A 16,650-nucleotide genomic window follows, 5' to 3' on the forward strand; every position below is an offset into this window, starting at 1 on the left:
AGACTTGACGACAAGCCAAGTTTTTCTAATCTGACTTTTTGAGCATCCTTTTGTAGTTAATGATGAAAGGGAGGTTTTAACAATGACGTTAACCTTTTATTGGTACCCAAATTGTGGAACATGTAAAAAAGCAAAAAAGTGGCTCGATGATAAAGAAATAAGCTATGAGCCAATACATATTGTGGAAAGTCCGCCAAGTAAAAATGAACTCCTTACACTCATCGATAAAAGCGGGTTACCCGCAAAAAAATTTTTCAATACGAGTGGTAAAAAGTATCGAGAACTGAATATAAAAGATAAGATTAAAGACGCAACAGACGAAGAAATGGCAGAAATATTAGCCTCGGATGGCATGTTAATTAAACGACCAATTGTAACGGATGGTTCGAAGGTAACCGTGGGATTTAAGGAAGACATGTTTGAAGAAAATTGGCTGGCTGAATGAAAAAAGAAATACTGGATAAAAATTGACTAACCTTGTATAGTGAAAGTGGAGTAAACTTTTGGAGGGATAAACGTGAGCGTACCAAAGGAACTATTATATTCAAAAGAACATGAATGGGTAAAAAAAGAAGATGGAAAAGTAAGAATTGGAATTACAGATTTTGCTCAAGATGAACTTGGTGATATCGTATTTGTAGAGCTTCCTGAGCCTGGTGATGAATTGGAAATAAATGAGCCATTTGGCAGTGTTGAATCTGTGAAAACGGTTTCCGAACTGTATGCGCCAATTAGTGGAAAGGTTGTCGAAGTAAATGAAGAGCTAGAAGACAGCCCGGAACTTGTTAATGAGTCTCCGTATGAAAAAGCATGGATGGTAGTCGTAGAGCCGACAAGTGAACTGGATGACTTATTAACTGCTGAAGCATACGAAGAAATGATAAGTGAATAATAAAACAAAGAATAATAGCTGATGTGCAAAGGATTGCAATCAGCTTTTTAATATAGAAATTTTACCAAAGGCAATCAATCACTAAATAGCTGTGTTTCACCATATAATAAAAAGCGAATGTACAATTTGGCAGAGAAAATAAAGGGAATATGCGCTAATTAGGCAAATGGACCGTTTGGTTTCATAAATGATTACTCACCTTCTAATGCAAGAAGTGAAAGCATATCGCTTGATTTCCCAAGGAGTGCTATGTGATGATACCAGATGAATCAGAAAAAATTTTAATTGTCGAAGGGTTAACAGATAAAAAGCAAGTAAATAAAGTTATAACAGAGGATTTAACGATTGTTTGTACAAATGGAACACTTGGTATAGAACGGTTTGATCAATTGTTAGAGGATTACCAGCTAGATGAAAAGGATGTATATATTTTCGTTGATGAAGATCCTTCTGGAATAAAGCTGCGCAAACAGTTAGCTAGAGAATTGCCACATGCAAAGCATCTGCATATTAGCAGTGAATACCGAGAAGTAGCAACAACCCCTGAGAATATTTTAGCTCAAGTACTGGTAAGCAAAAGCATTGCTGTTAATCCGATTTTCTTGATTTAACTCTTATTAAAAAGGTGATCGTTTGCAACAGGTAACGAAAGAACAATTACAAAAAGATAATTATTTGCTTTATATATTCACTCCATTTTGCGGGACATGTCATGTTGCTAGAGGCATGCTTAAAAAAATTGAAGCAATGCAACAGCAGGAGATTTTCATCGAAATGAATGCATCTTTTTACCCCGATTTTATGCAGAATTACCAAATTCAAAGCGTTCCATGCTTACTCATTAAAAAAGATGGAGAAATAATGGAGAAAATCTATGCATTTAAAAATATAGCAAATATTTATCACTATTTAATAATGTATAGACCGGAAATATTCACTCATAAAAAATAAGAAATACGTTGACAGAGTTAACGAGAGCATGCTATTATATGGTTTATTCAAATTAAATATTGTTTAACTCTTATCTTGAGCGGTGGAGGGACTGGCCCAGTGAACCCGCGGCAACCTTCAAACTTCTTTGTTTGAAAGGTGCTAATTCCTGCAAAGCTTTAGCTTTGATAGATGAGGGGACATAAATGACAAACATACGTCTTTCTGTTCTCTTACAGAAAGGCGTTTTTATTTCACTATAGGAAAGTATAAAGTTTTTTAGGTTTATCCCGCATGTAAGTTGCCGTAAGACAAAATCTTGAGTTGATGCAAAAGGTCTAAGTGGGAGAAAACGGCACCTAAATGCCCGATTCGTTTAAGGGCCTTTAGGTCATACCCTTGCGGTACTAATATTCAGTAGGAGAGGGAAGCAAACTCCTACTGAATGAGTTTCACTTTATAGTATAAGAAAAACTATAGCTTTCGCTAAAGACTTGGCGACAAGCCAAGTTTTTCTAAGCCACATAGAGCATAATAAGTACGATGCGAAAAGAAGGAGGAGTAGGCGTGATATCGATTGAGGGTTTGAGTAAGATTTTTACTGCAAACAAGACAAAAACAACAGCTGTTGATGATTTAACCCTTTCGATTGATCAAGGAGATATCTTTGGTGTTATCGGTTATAGTGGTGCTGGAAAGAGTACCTTTGTCCGTCTCTTAAACCGTCTCGAAGAACCAACAAGTGGGCGAATTTTTATCAATGATCAAGAAATTACAGCACTCAGTAAGAATAAATTACGGGTAGCTAGACAGGATATAGGAATGGTGTTTCAACATTTTAATTTGCTTTGGTCACGTACGGTAGAAGACAATATTGCATTTCCGCTAGAAATTGCTGGTATTGGCAAGGAAGAAAGAAAAAAACGAGTTCAATCATTAATTGATTTAGTCGGGCTAACAGGAAAAGAAAAGGCTTATCCTGCGCAATTAAGCGGCGGACAGAAGCAACGTGTTGGTATTGCACGCGCATTAGCAAACAAGCCTTCTGTGCTGCTTTGTGACGAAGCAACATCTGCTTTAGATCCTGAAACGACAAATTCAATATTGGAATTATTAGTAGATATTAACAAGCAATTAGGTTTAACGATTATTTTAATTACTCATGAAATGCATGTTATTCGGAAGATTTGTAAAAACGTTGCTGTGATGGAAAATGGGAAAATTGTTGAAAAAGGAAATGTGTTAAATGTGTTTTCTCAACCTAAAAGTCCAGTTACCCAAAAATTCGTTCAACAAATCATGGGATACGATGAAGAAGATTATGATTTAGACTATCTAATCAATACGTATAAGCATGGAAAAATAATCAGATTGCATTTTGTCGGCGAGACGACAAATGATGCCTTAATCAGCAAACTGGTTAAAACATATGATATCGAGATTAGTATTCTACAAGGAAAGATTACTCGTACTCAGGCTGGTGCATACGGAACACTATTTATTCAAATGAGTGGCGATCCAGATGAGGTAACAGAGGCAATCATCTATGTGCAAAATGAAACCTCAGTCGAATTGGAGGTTGTACGTGATGCTGACTGAATTGTTTCCAACCATAAAAATAGAAGATTTTGCAGTTGCAACCTATGAAACATTTTATATGACGATTATCGCATTATTCGGTACGTTCATCTTTGGGATACTATTAGGATTATTATTATTTCTCACGAGTAAAGACGGGCTGTGGGAAAATAAAATGATTAACTTTATTACTGCCACGTTTGTAAATGTATTTCGAGCTATCCCGTTTATTATCTTAATCCTATTGCTGTTCCCATTTACAAACTTGTTAGTTGGTACCATTCGGGGGCCAAACGCTGCTTTACCTGCACTCATCATTGGTGCTGCCCCATTCTATGGCAGGTTGGTTGAGATAGCTTTACGAGAAGTAGATAAAGGAGTAGTAGAAGCAGCAAAAGCGATGGGCGCAAAAACGAGAACCATTATTTTTAAAGTGCTCTTGCCAGAATCCATGCCAGCTTTAGTATCAGGAATTACAGTTACCGCGATTGCTTTAATTGGTTATACAGCAATGGCAGGTGCAATCGGTGCAGGTGGACTTGGAAGCTATGCTTATTATTCTGGCTTTCAGCGAAGAGATTTTGATATCGTATTGATCTGTTCGATACTTATTGTCATCATTGTCTTCCTATTTCAGTTTATTGGCGATTTTATCACTCGAAAATTAGATAAAAGATAACAATCACAGAAGAATAAGGAGCGAAAAGAATGAAAAAGATAATTATTTCCGTTTTGTTAGTAATTGGTTTAGGAACTGTGTTAGCGGCTTGTGGGAATGATAAGGAGGCATCTGATAAAAATACGATAAAGGTCGGAGCATCCAGTGTTCCGCATGCTGAGATTTTAGAAGAGGCAAAGCCGATATTAGAAAAAGAAGGTATTACATTAGAAATTCAAGAATATGAGGATTATGTATTACCAAATGATGATTTAGCAAGCGGAAAATTAGATGCGAATTATTTTCAACATATACCATTTCTAAAACAGACCATTAGTGATACAGGATATGAGTTAGATTATATTGATGGAATCCATATCGAGCCAATTGGTGTTTATTCAAAGGGAATAAAGAGTGTAGATAAAATTCCTGATGGGACAGAAGTCATTTTGAGTAACTCTGTACCTGATCACGGTCGTGTACTCACTTTATTCGAAAAACAAGGACTAATTAAACTGAATGAATCTGTTGAAAAGTCAGCAGCAACAATTGATGATATTGTAGAAAATCCAAAAAACTTAAAATTTACCCCTAAATATGAGGCAGCAATGCTTCCGGAATTTTACGAAACAGAAGAAAATGCATTAGTCGTAATCAATACAAACTATGCGATCGGTGCCGGGCTAAAACCGACAAAAGACGGTTTGTTTATTGAAGATGAGGATTCTCCATACGTGAATGTACTCGCAGTAAAAAAAGAAGATAAGGATAACCAAGCATTAAATAAGCTAGTGGAAGTATTACAATCTGAAAAAATTCAGAAGTTTATTGAAGAAAAATACGAAGGTGCGGTTGTACCAGTAGGCGGGAAAAAATAGTTGAAAGTAAGTCAGCGTATATAATCGTGAGTGACCGTATCTTTATGAACCGAATGGATTTCATTTCATGTAACAGAAAATAAGCAATGATATGTGCTATTATACGTTTAAATCCACTTTGTGCAGGGAACTTGTTCTGTGTTAGGCTATTGAATGTAAGAAACAAGAAAGGATGATTCCCTATTAATAGTGGAATAAAAATGAATTACACTTTGGAAATGGAAAAAGCCATGCAGCAGTCACATCATATTGGCTATGCCGAATATGAACGAAAGCTTGATAAGCGTATGGCAGTTGAAAGGAAACGTCAGAGAGAACATCGGAAGTGTAAACATTTCGCTGCTGAGTATAATCATCAGCTTTATGGATAGTTAGCTATAGATTGAAAAAGCTTCGATAGATAAATGGCAAAGAACGGCGCTTATGTGAGATGAAAGCATAAGTGCCTTTTCCTTTACCTGGAAAACGATATCTGTTTTTACAAGGTGGATATCTTTGTATGGCATTTATCCATATTCCACTTCGGGACTTTGTGATTATCAAAAAAGGTAAAAGGACCTAGAAGTTCGACGCGGTGAAGTGTCGAGTAGCTAGAGTGTATGCAGTACAGATACATAAGCACTAGTGAAGCTTCCTCGAAACACATTCTCACGCAGGAAAAGGGGATACCAGAGAAACAAGTCAATAAAGAAAATTTGGCTAGCAGCAAGCGAAGCACAGACGATAGCCTAGTTGACTTATACTTAGAACTTAAAAATTTTTAACTACGTTGAATGAAACTTCAATGCTAAAATTTTATCCGTTCTAACGTGCGAAGAAATTCGATGTGTTATTTTTAGTGACTTTTTGAGAACAACCTCTATTAAAGGTTATTTCGCCACTTCCGTGGGGTGGTCCATCTCCGCGTCAGAGTTATAACGCTTACTTGATGCTAAGCAAGGGAACTTTTGCTGATTTTACATACATGATACATAGGGCCGAATGAGAATATGACACGGAAAATAAGAAAATAAAGCATTGCTTTAGAAGATAAATAGTGTTTGGTGTATACTTAAGTTTAATGATATGCTAAGTTTACTAGAATTAATCGTAATTGGTTTCACATTTAAAAGAGTTGATAATAAATTCGAAATGCTTTAAGATTGTAATGAGAATAAAATGAGAATGAATATCACATTCATTTTCAATGTGATAATAAAAATAACAGTAGTTGGAGGTATAAATATGGCTGGATCAACTTTAGAAATTAAGAATCTGCATGTTTCAATTGAAGACAAGGAGATACTTAAAGGTGTCGACCTTACTATAAAAGGTGGAGAGTTCCATGCAGTTATGGGGCCAAATGGGACGGGAAAATCCACACTAGCTTCAGCGATTATGGGGCATCCTAAATATGAAGTTACAGAAGGGTCCATTTTATTAGACGGAAAAGATGTCTTGGAAATGGAAGTTGATGAACGTGCCCGAGCAGGTTTATTCTTGGCCATGCAATATCCTAGTGAAATTAGTGGGGTGACAACTTCCGATTTTCTTCGTTCTTCTATTAATGCTCGTCGTGGAGAAGGAAATGAAATTTCGTTAATGAATTTTATTAAGGAAATGGACAGTGTATTAGATTATCTCGAAATCGATAAGAATATGGCACAAAGATACTTAAATGAAGGGTTCTCGGGTGGAGAGAAAAAACGTAATGAAATTCTGCAATTAATGTTGCTAAAACCGGAAATTGCAATTTTGGATGAAATTGATTCCGGTTTAGATATTGATGCATTAAGAATTGTATCTAAAGGTATCAATAAGCTTCGTGATGATAACTTTGGTTGCTTAATTATTACCCACTACCAACGTTTATTAAACTACATTACTCCGGATTATGTACATGTTATGATGCAAGGTCGTATTGTTAAATCTGGCGGACCAGAACTAGCAAAACGATTGGAATCAGAAGGTTATGAGTGGATCAAAGAAGAACTCGGTATTGAAGACGAAACAGTGGAGCAAAACGCATAAGGCAAGGAGGGATACAATGACTGTAGAAACAAAACTGCCATACGATAAAGAATATATTGAACAGTTTTCCAAAGAAAGAAATGAGCCTGCATGGATGTTGGAGTTACGTGTTCAAGCTTTAGAACAGGCTGATACATTGGAATTGCCAAAGCCGGATAAAACAAAGATTGGCAAATGGAATTTTACGGAATTTAAGCATACTGCAACGGGTGAAGAAATTACATCATTAAACCAACTGCCTACTGAAATACAGGAGTTTTTAGATCAGGATAATTTACCTGAAAACCTGATTATCCAACGTAATCATTCCATAGCTCATAGTAAGCTGAGCAAGGATTTGCAAGATAAAGGCGTTATCTTTACTGATATTTTTACCGCTTTACAAAAACACGAAGACTTAGTGAAAAAATATTATATGAAGGATGCTGTAGCGGTTGATGAGCATCGCTTAACTGCCTTGCATGCTGCTTTAATGAATGGCGGAGTGTTTGTTTATATCCCTAAAAACGTGATCATAGAGGCTCCGTTACAAACCATTTTTTGGCAGGAAGATCCTGAAGTGGCAATGTTTAATCATGTTCTAGTTGTAGCTGATGAGGGAAGCTCTTTAACATATGTGGAAAACTATTTCTCACATAACGCAAAAGAAGCAACCGTTGCAAATATCGTAACAGAAGTCATCGCACATGATAATGCTAAAATTTCATTTGGCGCTGTTGATAACTTTGCTGCAGGAACGACAGCATATAACAACCGTCGCGGCGTTGCATATCGAGATGCAACGATTGACTGGGCTTTAGGACAAATGAATGATGGAAATACGGTTTCTGAAAACATAACGTTTTTAATGGGAGAAAACTCATTATCAAATGCAAAAACAGTTTCCGTCGGACGAGGTAAGCAAACACAGAATTTTACCGCTAAAATTGTGCATCATGGCAAAAATTCAGAAGGCTACATTCTTCAACATGGGGTGATGAAGGATAAAGCTACTTCGATTTTTAACGGCATTGGTAAAATTGAACATGGTGCTTCGAAAGCAAATGCAGAGCAGGAATCCCGTGTTCTTATGCTAAGTGATAAGGCTCGCGGAGATGCTAACCCAATTCTGTTAATTGATGAAGATGATGTAACAGCCGGTCACGCTGCGTCTGTTGGTAGAGTTGATCCGTTACAGCTTTATTACTTGATGAGTCGAGGCATTACAAAAGATGAGGCGGAGCGCCTAATTATTCACGGCTTCTTAGCACCAGTTGTTAATCAATTGCCAATTGAAGCAGTGAAAAATCAATTGACTCAAGTCATTGAAAGGAAGGTATATTAATGGATGTAAAAGCCATTCGTGAGCAATTTCCTATTCTAAATCAGGAAGTGAATGGCCATCCTTTTGTCTATTTAGATTCTTCAGCTACATCGCAGAAACCAATTCAAGTGATGGAAGCTGTAGATAACTATTATCGAACATATAATTCCAATGTTCATCGTGGTGTGCATACACTTGGTACAAAAGCAACTACCGCATATGAGGGTGCTAGAGATAAGGTTCGCCGGTTTATAAATGCAGATAGCACAAAAGAAATTATCTTCACAAGAGGAACCACTACTGCGATTAATACAGTTGCTTCCAGTTATGCACGAGCTAACTTAAAAGCTGGGGATGAGATTGTAATTACACCAATGGAACATCATAGTAATATCATCCCTTGGCAGCAAGCTGCCAAAGCCACTGGTGCTTCATTAAAATATATTCCGTTACAAGAGGATGGAACAATCCGTTTAGAAGATGTAAGGAAAACTGTTACGAAGCAAACAAAAATAGTTGCAATCGCACATGTTTCTAATGTTTTAGGCACGATCAACCCGATCAAAGAAATAGCTGATATTGCCCATGAGCATGGTGCAGTAATTATAGTTGATGGTGCACAGGGTGCTCCTCACATGAAGATTGATGTAAAAGCTTTAAATTGCGATTTTTATGCTTTTTCCGGCCATAAGATGGCAGCTCCGACTGGAATCGGTGTGCTTTATGGAAAGAAAGAAATACTTGAACAGATGGAGCCGGTGGAGTTTGGTGGGGAAATGATCGATTTCGTACATCTATATGAATCCACATGGAAAGAGTTGCCGTGGAAGTTTGAAGCTGGTACACCGATTATTGCTGGAGCGATTGGTTTAGGGGCAGCAATCGATTTTCTTCAGGAAATCGGTATGGATAAAATTACAGAGCATGAGCAAAAGCTTGCTGATTATGCCATGGAGCAGTTAAGAACGATTGAAGGAATAAGAATCTATGGTCCGGAGCATCGGGCAGCACTAGTGACGTTTAATCTGGATGACATCCACCCGCATGATACAGCTACAGTACTAGATGCAGAAGGAATAGCTGTACGGGCAGGACATCACTGTGCACAGCCATTAATGCGTTGGCTTGAAGTTACTGCAACGGCACGTGCAAGCTTTTATCTGTATAATACGAAAGAAGATGTAGATCGACTAGTAGATGGACTTCGGAAGACAAAGGAGTATTTTGGTAATGGCTTTAAATAACCTAGATACGCTATACAGGCAAGTAATTATGGATCATTATAAAAGCCCGCGAAATAAAGGAAGTTTAGATGGGGACGTTTTAAGTGTCGATATGAATAACCCTACTTGTGGAGATCGGATCCAGCTACATTTACAAGTGGCCGATGGCATTGTAAAAGATGCAAAGTTTGAAGGAGAAGGTTGCTCCATCAGCATTGCCTCAGCTTCGATGATGACACAGGCAATTAAAGGGTTAGAGTTGGAGAAGGCACTAAAAATGTCCAACATTTTTTCTAAAATGATGATGGGTGAGAAGGTTGATACGGAAGGACTAGATTTAGGAGATATTGAGGCCCTACAAGGGGTAGCAAAATTTCCAGCACGTATCAAATGTGCAACTCTTTCGTGGAAAGCCATGGAAAAAGGCGTTAAAGAAAACAGGAAGTAAAAATTCCGAAAAGATTTCATTTTAACCTAAGGAGGGTTTATGAATGGCTAAAAATATGCCAGAAATCGAAGAGTATAAATATGGATTTCGCGATCGTGACGTCTCGGTCTTTCGTTCAGGCAAAGGGCTAACCCGCGAAGTGGTTGAAGAAATTTCTAGAATGAAAGAAGAACCGCAATGGATGCTTGATTATCGTCTTAAAGCCCTTGAGCACTTTTATGAGCGTCCAATGCCACAATGGGGCGGAGATCTGTCCGAGTTAAACTTTGATGAAATTGTTTACTATGTAAAACCATCAGAAAAACAAGGAAGAACTTGGGATGAAGTTCCGGAAGAAATTAAACGGACTTTTGATAAACTGGGAATTCCTGAAGCCGAACAAAAATATTTGGCAGGTGTATCTGCTCAGTACGAATCAGAAGTTGTTTACCACAGCCTAAAAGAAGACCTGGAAGAACTCGGAATCGTATTTAAAGATACAGATACAGCTTTAAAAGAAAACGAAGAACTGTTTAAAGAATATTTTGGTAAAGTTATTCCAGCAACGGATAATAAATTCGCAGCATTAAATTCTGCTGTTTGGTCTGGCGGCTCATTTATTTATGTGCCAAAAGGGGTAAAGACCACAACACCACTCCAAGCATATTTCCGAATTAATTCAGAAAACATGGGACAATTTGAAAGAACATTAATCATCGTGGATGAAGGTGCTTCTGTCCATTATGTAGAAGGATGTACAGCACCTATTTATACAACAAACTCATTGCACAGTGCCGTTGTTGAGATCTTTGTTAAAAAAGATGGATACTGCCGATATACAACCATCCAAAACTGGGCAAATAATGTATATAACCTAGTTACAAAACGTGCAACCTGTGATGAGAATGCCACAATGGAATGGATCGATGGTAACATTGGTTCGAAAATAACAATGAAATATCCTGCTGTTCTTCTAAAAGGTGAGGGTGCTCGAGGATTAACTCTATCCATTGCGCTTGCTGGTAAAGGACAACTACAGGATGCTGGTGCCAAAATGCATCATTTAGCACCAAACACATCCTCATCCATTGTTTCTAAATCCATCTCTAAACATGGTGGCAAAGTAACGTATCGCGGTCTGGTACATTTTGGACGTAAAGCAACAGGCGCACGCTCCAATATCGAGTGTGATACGTTAATTATGGATAATGAATCAACTTCTGATACAATTCCATACAACGAAATCAATAACGACAATATTTCATTGGAACACGAAGCAAAAGTTTCCAAGGTATCTGAAGAACAACTATTCTATTTGATGAGCCGTGGCTTATCTGAACAAGAAGCTACAGATATGATTGTAATGGGCTTTATTGAACCATTTACAAGAGAGCTACCAATGGAATACGCCGTAGAAATGAACCGTTTGATCAGCTTCGAGATGGAAGGAAGTATTGGTTAAGGCTTTATATCAACGTATTTATGAGAGTGTGAGGAATAACACCCACAATTCACCATAATTTATTGATTAATTTAATTACTGCTGATACATTTTTATTGCATCAACGTCTATTTTCTAAGTGATGTGCAATTATGTATCAGCAGTTTTTTTATGCTTGCACTTTAATCAAGAAAGTAAAAAGTAGCATTTATTTCAAATGACTATGATAAGTTACATGCTATTTTACAAATAAAGGATGACGAATTTCAAATACATCCGAGATGGAATGTGAACTTTTTGGTTCATGAAAGTCAAATGACAATCAATCATAGTGAACCAGAATAACTGATAAAACTGTGTTGTGAAATTCTTGCTGAAAGCTGAATGAGTTATTTTTTCCTGAGTATGGGTACCGGATTTATACCTTATAATTTTTGCATTTATTCATACGTTAATGTATTTAAATTTTTAGTTCTTATAAAAACTGTCATAGAAGCGGAAGCGTAACCCTATATAGAGAGAAAACCTCATCCCTCATCTCAAAATCCTTTACTTTCTTGGGATTCTCTTGAAAGTTTTTCTATTCCTAAAACATTTTAATAACTTTTATACTTTTAGTATAATGCTACTTAAAAGGGATTGAATTTATTACTAATTGAGACGAGAAGAGAAGGTAATCAAGGATTTTGTGTAGGGGAAATATCATGGTTGAAAACTCATTTTGATTATTAAAAATTCAATTCAAAGGAGAATGATAAATTGAAAAAAATTATTATATTTTCGATCAGCTTTATATTGCTATTTTTGCTATTTCAGGTTTCAGCTGGTTTACTTCTTACATTAATTTACGCTCCAGACATAACAGAGACTTGGAATATAAATGCTAATTTATCTCAGACAGTTGTTTTAAAAAGTACTTCTTTTTTGATTCCATTATTATTTACTTTGCTTTCTGCACTAATAGCTTATTTTATCTCGAAAAAATTCGTGTAGAATCTAGACAAAAGCGATTTTTATTTAAGAAAGTGGATTGATGAAATGTTCAAAGGTATACGCAGTTTTATTTTCTTTGATGATTTTAATTTTTCTACTGTCACTTGTAATCGATCTATTATATATGGAGTTATATATTTTAAATGTTTTATTTATGTCATATGCTCTTATTTTACATTACAAATATTTACAGAAGGAATATTAAATGTTGCCACATGAATGGTTTCATTAGCCTATCGTGCTCTTTTTGTTCATTGAATTACCTTAATATTTTAAATATTAAAGTGAAGTTGCTAATGCTAAAAAGTAGAGATTGGACTAGTTTAAGACTACTACGTCTTATATCTTCATCAGCTCTTGTATTTAATTTATTCTTTGTCAAACCAGATGTTCAGGAATAGTTTGTATTTTTGTGATTCATTTGTGTAATAAAGCAATTCACCAATTTGTTATATATAAAGTTATGAATGATTATCATTTTTATAGATTCATTTATTTTCTTTTGGTCATTAATTGTTTTAGCTATGAGGCAGATAGTTTACTTACTATAGTATTGTGTACAATTTAGAATGGTTTGCTAGTTTACAAAAATAACAAATAGACAAAAGAAAGAATACTAATTCTGGTTCTTAATTATTAAAAAAATAGGAGCAGTAAAACGACACAGCAATTGCAACAAGGGCAGCAGGCAAGGAAAACAGCATACAAACTCAAGCTGTACAACAGGCAATAGTCCAACGTAAATCAAATGCAGTACAACAATTACAGTTTTCTCAAAATATTATGGATATGAGTTAAGAACCCATTTTCTTTTTAATTCATATACTAGAAGTGAATATAAGAAAAGGAGAATGGTTATGTCTGATCATCCAAAAACGCTTGCATGGCATGAAACACTTGAAATTCATGAATTAGTTGCATTTCAGTCCATCGGTTTAATGAAGTTGAAAAAAGCAGTAAATCAGGGAATTCGAGATAAAAAGCTATATAATATTTACTTGCGAACCATTGACGAATTGGAAATGAATTTGAGGGAGCTTTTGAAATTTTATCCATATGCACCACATCCGGGAGAGTCAAGTGATTACCGTACAGATGATAGTTTCTTAGCTGGGGATTTACTAAGCTTTTCCAAAGCAGCTGTTCGAAATTATGCTATTGCAATTACAGAAACTGCTACACCAGCAGTAAGAGAAATTCTTAAGGAACAATTAAATAAAGCAATTGTCTCCCACGAGCGTATCTTCACTTATATGTATCGCAAAGGTTTATATCCAGCTTATGATCTAAATAAAATATTACAAAATGATATAAAGCTTGCTAATAAAGCATTATCCATGTAGAGATGATTACTTTATACAATAAACGGGAAATAAAAATTGAATTAACAAACGCTAGGCAACAGCTCATTGTAAAAAGATACATATGAGCTGTTTATTTTTTAAAAAATAATTCATAATCAAATCTTCATTACGAGCTTTTTAAGTGCTAACTATATAATTTGGTTTGTCCCTCATGAAATATTTTAAAAGTTAATCTATTGTACTATATGGTTAAATACGTTAACTTAGTGTATAATCAAATAAAATTAAAATTTTCAGGTGGGGGAGATACAAATAAGAGGGGAATCAGTCTATTTAAGGACTATCATTAAACAGGATATGTTGAGTTTTTATCAAGCTGTTCAAGATGAAGAAATAAGGTATATGACGGGAACGAAAAATATATTTTCGTTAGAACAACTGTATGAACACTATGATCGAATAAGCAGTGATAAAACACGCTATGATTTTGCAATTTGTTTGGTAAGTGATGATCAAATAATTGGTGATTTATCTATCTTAGATATTGAACAAACGGATCGCAAAGCAGGGTTCAGGATTTCCTTACATAATCAAAACTACTTCAATAAAGGTTATGGTACGGAAGCTGTTCAACTAGCCCTTGCCTTTGTTTTTGAAAAAATCAATCTAAATAGGCTACAACTGGAAGTTTATTCTCATAATATACGTGGTATGAAGTCCTATGAGAAAGCAGGATTTAAACGAGAAGGAGTTATTAGAGAATCTATCTTGTTAAATGATGTCTATTTTGATGAAATCATTATGGGAATGTTGCAAAAAGAATATTATCAAATAAAAAACGGAACAAAATAGTAAATCAAGAGCGGTTATAGTAGTCATGTGTTAGCGCTGTTTTAAGGTACAAGTAAAAAAACGAAGTCCCAGTAAACATCCATATTTACCAAGGCTTCGTTTAATCCATTCCTTTCTTAAGAGGCCAAAAATGCAGATGTCATAAAATTGTCCAAATCTGAAGAATTCCTTCCTTAGAACACCTTCTTTTATAAATCCACATTTTTCATAAGAGCGAATGCTGGTTTATGAAAGCTAAATACTTGTAGTTTTATCTTATAAACGTTTATATAATTGAAAATGAATGAAATTAAGGTTCGCATTGCGTCTGTGCCAAAACCTTTATGTTGCCACGCTTCGCCAATGAAATACCATTATGGCATGTACTATTTTTCCAATTAATCTTAAAAACTCCTTTTATCCTTTTTTCAAAAACTCCAAATATGAATGTTTCTTTTCTTCCACTAATACCTTGAAACAAGGTAATCTGATCTTCAGATGTGCTCGGAAACGGGATATCGTCATTAGCTAGCAGTAATGAACTTGTTTCGTTATCGATTTTTACAAAAGTACTTAACTCATTTAGTGACATTGGTTGTAATGTAATCTTTTCCCCATTAAGAAACGCGTCAAAGTATTTCTTTATCATCATTAATCCCCTTTATTTAAGGGTTGCAGTATGGAGAAACAACCCAATGATTAGTTGTTAAAATAATTTCTTTACTGCAATTTTCAATAACATATATTCACACATCCTTCTTGTAATTAATACTATAATAACAGTGTTTATCTTCTAAATGTACAACAACAGCAGTTTTTATTGTGCAAACTAGAAATATAAGATTATCATTAAAAGTGCTGTATAATACAAGAACATTGCGAACCTTTAGATGAGAGATTTCAATTGTCCAGCCATAATGATTGTTAGATAATGAGCAATCCTTCTTCAATTTAGAGTGTAACTTACCGATATTAAAACAGAAGGGAGGGATAGATGTTGAAGATTTCCCATAGCAATGAGGCGCTGAGTAATGTATGGTTTGTTGCAAAGCCAAATAAAGCCGCTTTACATACACCTTTATCAAAAATTAACCAAGATAGTGTTCGTATCAGTCGGCAGGCTTTTCAGTTATTTAATGGAATAAAAGGTAAAAAACAGAACTTAATGATTGAAAGCTTAATGAAACAACGGGAATCCCTGATGGAAATGAAGAATACTTTGACGGAGCAGACACTTGAAGCTGGTAATGATATTTCAAGCATTCAAGAGCAATTAAAGGAATTTGAAAAGCAAATTACTGAATTAGATAATGAAATTGCTAAGCAGCAAATGGAAGAACACAACAGGATATTTGGTAAAGAAGAACAGGTGAAAAAGAATACTTCTCCTCAATCAGAAGAGGAACAAATGGTAGCCCAGGCGACTTTGCTAGACCAAGCAAAAAATATGAAGCGTGTGTTCAAAGGGATGGAGCGTGAAAAAAATATTCTTGAAAGTGAAATGAAGTTAGATGCCAGTAGAGGCATCTATAGTGAACGAAAGCAAGAAAAACTAATTAAGCTAAAAGAAAAGCTCCAAACCGTCCAAGAACAAGTAAAGGAAAAAATGCAGCAACCAACAGATACATCTGTTATTGCTGAAAAAAGTACAGACCAAGAATTTAGTGAATCGGAAGAATCTGTAAAAAGCCATTGATGAAACAACATTTTATTTATTCAAATTAATAAACGAAACACCTTGTCATTATCATGTTTGTGACTTAAGGTGTTTTTGGTCTTTGATCGGTTAAGATTATCTGCTATTAAGTCAAAACTTAAATTTATATGAGATAGGGCTAGAGAATATATCTTTTTTAAATCATACTAATCATGTTATAAAACCGTTAGAAGGCTTTAATAACTAATCAAAAGCACAAACGCTGATTAGAAATTATCTAAGATCAGAAGGGCATTTTATAATAGCTTTATGTTGAGTGAAGTAAATAAATTAATTAGATTCGGTGATGAAACAACATAAAAATGTTATTTGCACTTATTAATCTCGCATTTAAGGTGGCTTAGACTCCTACCATTCAAGTTGATAAAGAACAGAAAGAAGTTTAAGTGGATGCCAATGCTTTATGGTGGATACTGCAAGGAACGTCTCGACAACATCAGGTTGCACAAGTTATAGACTCATATA

Annotated in this window: 18 protein-coding genes and 1 riboswitch; of the genes, 16 read left to right on the forward strand and 2 right to left on the reverse strand. The window is 35.4% G+C overall.

Annotated features, from left to right (window positions below; translation table 11 throughout):
- The first annotated feature begins 82 nt into the window (after positions 1 to 82).
- The 15 genes from JNUCC74_RS06740 to JNUCC74_RS06810 all read left to right on the forward strand — a co-directional run bounded on the left by JNUCC74_RS06740 (position 83) and on the right by JNUCC74_RS06810 (position 14,489).
- On the forward strand, positions 83 to 445 hold the full coding sequence (locus tag JNUCC74_RS06740; RefSeq protein WP_077320118.1) for an arsenate reductase family protein: 363 nt from the start codon (positions 83 to 85) through the stop codon (positions 443 to 445).
- Positions 446 to 517: 72 nt separating this feature from the next.
- Entirely contained in the window at positions 518 to 892 is a 375-nt protein-coding gene (gene gcvH / locus JNUCC74_RS06745) for a glycine cleavage system protein GcvH (RefSeq protein WP_077320119.1), read from the forward strand.
- Between the two features lie 254 nt (positions 893 to 1,146).
- Positions 1,147 to 1,503 carry a toprim domain-containing protein gene (locus JNUCC74_RS06750; RefSeq protein WP_077320120.1) on the forward strand — a complete coding sequence of 119 codons (357 nt, stop codon included), beginning with the start codon at positions 1,147 to 1,149 and terminating at the stop codon, positions 1,501 to 1,503.
- 22 nt (positions 1,504 to 1,525) lie between these two features.
- Positions 1,526 to 1,843: a thioredoxin family protein gene (locus tag JNUCC74_RS06755; RefSeq protein WP_077320121.1), complete on the forward strand. Its 318-nt coding sequence runs from the start codon at positions 1,526 to 1,528 to the stop codon at positions 1,841 to 1,843.
- 67 nt (positions 1,844 to 1,910) lie between these two features.
- Positions 1,911 to 2,021: riboswitch (SAM riboswitch) on the forward strand.
- A 368-nt stretch (positions 2,022 to 2,389) separates the two neighbouring features.
- Positions 2,390 to 3,421 carry a methionine ABC transporter ATP-binding protein gene (locus tag JNUCC74_RS06760; RefSeq protein WP_077320122.1) on the forward strand — a complete coding sequence of 344 codons (1,032 nt, stop codon included), beginning with the start codon at positions 2,390 to 2,392 and terminating at the stop codon, positions 3,419 to 3,421.
- A complete protein-coding gene (locus JNUCC74_RS06765) occupies positions 3,411 to 4,079 on the forward strand; it encodes a methionine ABC transporter permease (protein WP_454067411.1) in 669 nt (222 codons plus the stop codon). The genes JNUCC74_RS06760 and JNUCC74_RS06765 overlap by 11 nt, the downstream gene beginning before the upstream one ends.
- Positions 4,080 to 4,108: 29 nt before the next feature.
- Complete coding sequence (locus JNUCC74_RS06770) at positions 4,109 to 4,936, forward strand: MetQ/NlpA family ABC transporter substrate-binding protein (protein ID WP_077320124.1); 828 nt, start codon at positions 4,109 to 4,111, stop codon at positions 4,934 to 4,936.
- Between the two features lie 200 nt (positions 4,937 to 5,136).
- Positions 5,137 to 5,307, forward strand: a complete 171-nt coding sequence (locus JNUCC74_RS06775; protein ID WP_179104332.1) for a hypothetical protein — start codon at positions 5,137 to 5,139, stop codon at positions 5,305 to 5,307.
- An 853-nt stretch (positions 5,308 to 6,160) separates the two neighbouring features.
- Complete coding sequence (gene sufC, locus JNUCC74_RS06780; protein ID WP_077320125.1) at positions 6,161 to 6,946, forward strand: Fe-S cluster assembly ATPase SufC; 786 nt, start codon at positions 6,161 to 6,163, stop codon at positions 6,944 to 6,946.
- 16 nt (positions 6,947 to 6,962) lie between these two features.
- Complete coding sequence (gene sufD, locus JNUCC74_RS06785; RefSeq protein WP_454067412.1) at positions 6,963 to 8,270, forward strand: Fe-S cluster assembly protein SufD; 1,308 nt, start codon at positions 6,963 to 6,965, stop codon at positions 8,268 to 8,270.
- Positions 8,270 to 9,493 carry a cysteine desulfurase gene (locus JNUCC74_RS06790; RefSeq protein ID WP_454067413.1) on the forward strand — a complete coding sequence of 408 codons (1,224 nt, stop codon included), beginning with the start codon at positions 8,270 to 8,272 and terminating at the stop codon, positions 9,491 to 9,493. The genes sufD and JNUCC74_RS06790 overlap by 1 nt, the downstream gene beginning before the upstream one ends.
- A complete protein-coding gene (gene sufU, locus JNUCC74_RS06795; RefSeq protein WP_077320128.1) occupies positions 9,480 to 9,920 on the forward strand; it encodes a Fe-S cluster assembly sulfur transfer protein SufU in 441 nt (146 codons plus the stop codon). Before JNUCC74_RS06790 ends, sufU begins: the two co-directional genes overlap by 14 nt.
- A gap of 43 nt (positions 9,921 to 9,963) precedes the next feature.
- Positions 9,964 to 11,361: a Fe-S cluster assembly protein SufB gene (sufB, locus tag JNUCC74_RS06800; RefSeq protein WP_077320129.1), complete on the forward strand. Its 1,398-nt coding sequence runs from the start codon at positions 9,964 to 9,966 to the stop codon at positions 11,359 to 11,361.
- A gap of 1,829 nt (positions 11,362 to 13,190) precedes the next feature.
- Positions 13,191 to 13,676, forward strand: a complete 486-nt coding sequence (locus JNUCC74_RS06805) for a spore coat protein (RefSeq protein ID WP_454067414.1) — start codon at positions 13,191 to 13,193, stop codon at positions 13,674 to 13,676.
- 267 nt (positions 13,677 to 13,943) lie between these two features.
- Positions 13,944 to 14,489, forward strand: a complete 546-nt coding sequence (locus JNUCC74_RS06810; RefSeq protein WP_077321489.1) for a GNAT family N-acetyltransferase — start codon at positions 13,944 to 13,946, stop codon at positions 14,487 to 14,489.
- A gap of 188 nt (positions 14,490 to 14,677) precedes the next feature.
- Here the strand turns inward: JNUCC74_RS06810 and JNUCC74_RS06815 are convergent, their stop codons facing one another.
- Together JNUCC74_RS06815 and JNUCC74_RS06820 are read right to left on the reverse strand one after the other, a co-directional pair.
- Positions 14,678 to 14,791 (reverse strand): hypothetical protein, encoded by a 114-nt coding sequence (locus JNUCC74_RS06815; protein ID WP_454067415.1) that lies wholly within the window; start codon positions 14,789 to 14,791, stop codon positions 14,678 to 14,680.
- Entirely contained in the window at positions 14,779 to 15,117 is a 339-nt protein-coding gene (locus JNUCC74_RS06820) for a hypothetical protein (protein ID WP_454067416.1), read from the reverse strand. The genes JNUCC74_RS06815 and JNUCC74_RS06820 overlap by 13 nt, the downstream gene beginning before the upstream one ends.
- A gap of 345 nt (positions 15,118 to 15,462) precedes the next feature.
- Between JNUCC74_RS06820 and JNUCC74_RS06825 the strand changes: the two genes are divergently transcribed.
- Positions 15,463 to 16,164 (forward strand): hypothetical protein, encoded by a 702-nt coding sequence (locus tag JNUCC74_RS06825; RefSeq protein ID WP_454067417.1) that lies wholly within the window; start codon positions 15,463 to 15,465, stop codon positions 16,162 to 16,164.
- Positions 16,165 to 16,650: the final 486 nt, after the last annotated feature.

Source organism: Cerasibacillus sp. JNUCC 74, from assembly GCF_053667775.1.

Bases quoted from the DNA above. Each gene is read 5' to 3' on its own strand.
- JNUCC74_RS06740 (WP_077320118.1), top strand. From the start codon at position 83: ATGACGTTAACCTTTTATTGGTACCCAAATTGTGGAACATGTAAAAAA.
- JNUCC74_RS06750 (WP_077320120.1), top strand. From the start codon at position 1,147: ATGATACCAGATGAATCAGAAAAAATTTTAATTGTCGAAGGGTTAACA.
- JNUCC74_RS06765 (WP_454067411.1), top strand. From the start codon at position 3,411: ATGCTGACTGAATTGTTTCCAACCATAAAAATAGAAGATTTTGCAGTT.
- JNUCC74_RS06770 (WP_077320124.1), top strand. From the start codon at position 4,109: ATGAAAAAGATAATTATTTCCGTTTTGTTAGTAATTGGTTTAGGAACT.
- JNUCC74_RS06775 (WP_179104332.1), top strand. From the start codon at position 5,137: ATGAATTACACTTTGGAAATGGAAAAAGCCATGCAGCAGTCACATCAT.
- sufC (WP_077320125.1), top strand. From the start codon at position 6,161: ATGGCTGGATCAACTTTAGAAATTAAGAATCTGCATGTTTCAATTGAA.
- sufD (WP_454067412.1), top strand. From the start codon at position 6,963: ATGACTGTAGAAACAAAACTGCCATACGATAAAGAATATATTGAACAG.
- JNUCC74_RS06790 (WP_454067413.1), top strand. From the start codon at position 8,270: ATGGATGTAAAAGCCATTCGTGAGCAATTTCCTATTCTAAATCAGGAA.
- sufU (WP_077320128.1), top strand. From the start codon at position 9,480: ATGGCTTTAAATAACCTAGATACGCTATACAGGCAAGTAATTATGGAT.
- sufB (WP_077320129.1), top strand. From the start codon at position 9,964: ATGGCTAAAAATATGCCAGAAATCGAAGAGTATAAATATGGATTTCGC.
- JNUCC74_RS06805 (WP_454067414.1), top strand. From the start codon at position 13,191: ATGTCTGATCATCCAAAAACGCTTGCATGGCATGAAACACTTGAAATT.
- JNUCC74_RS06815 (WP_454067415.1), bottom strand. From the start codon at position 14,791: ATGCGAACCTTAATTTCATTCATTTTCAATTATATAAACGTTTATAAG.
- JNUCC74_RS06820 (WP_454067416.1), bottom strand. From the start codon at position 15,117: ATGATAAAGAAATACTTTGACGCGTTTCTTAATGGGGAAAAGATTACA.
- JNUCC74_RS06825 (WP_454067417.1), top strand. From the start codon at position 15,463: ATGTTGAAGATTTCCCATAGCAATGAGGCGCTGAGTAATGTATGGTTT.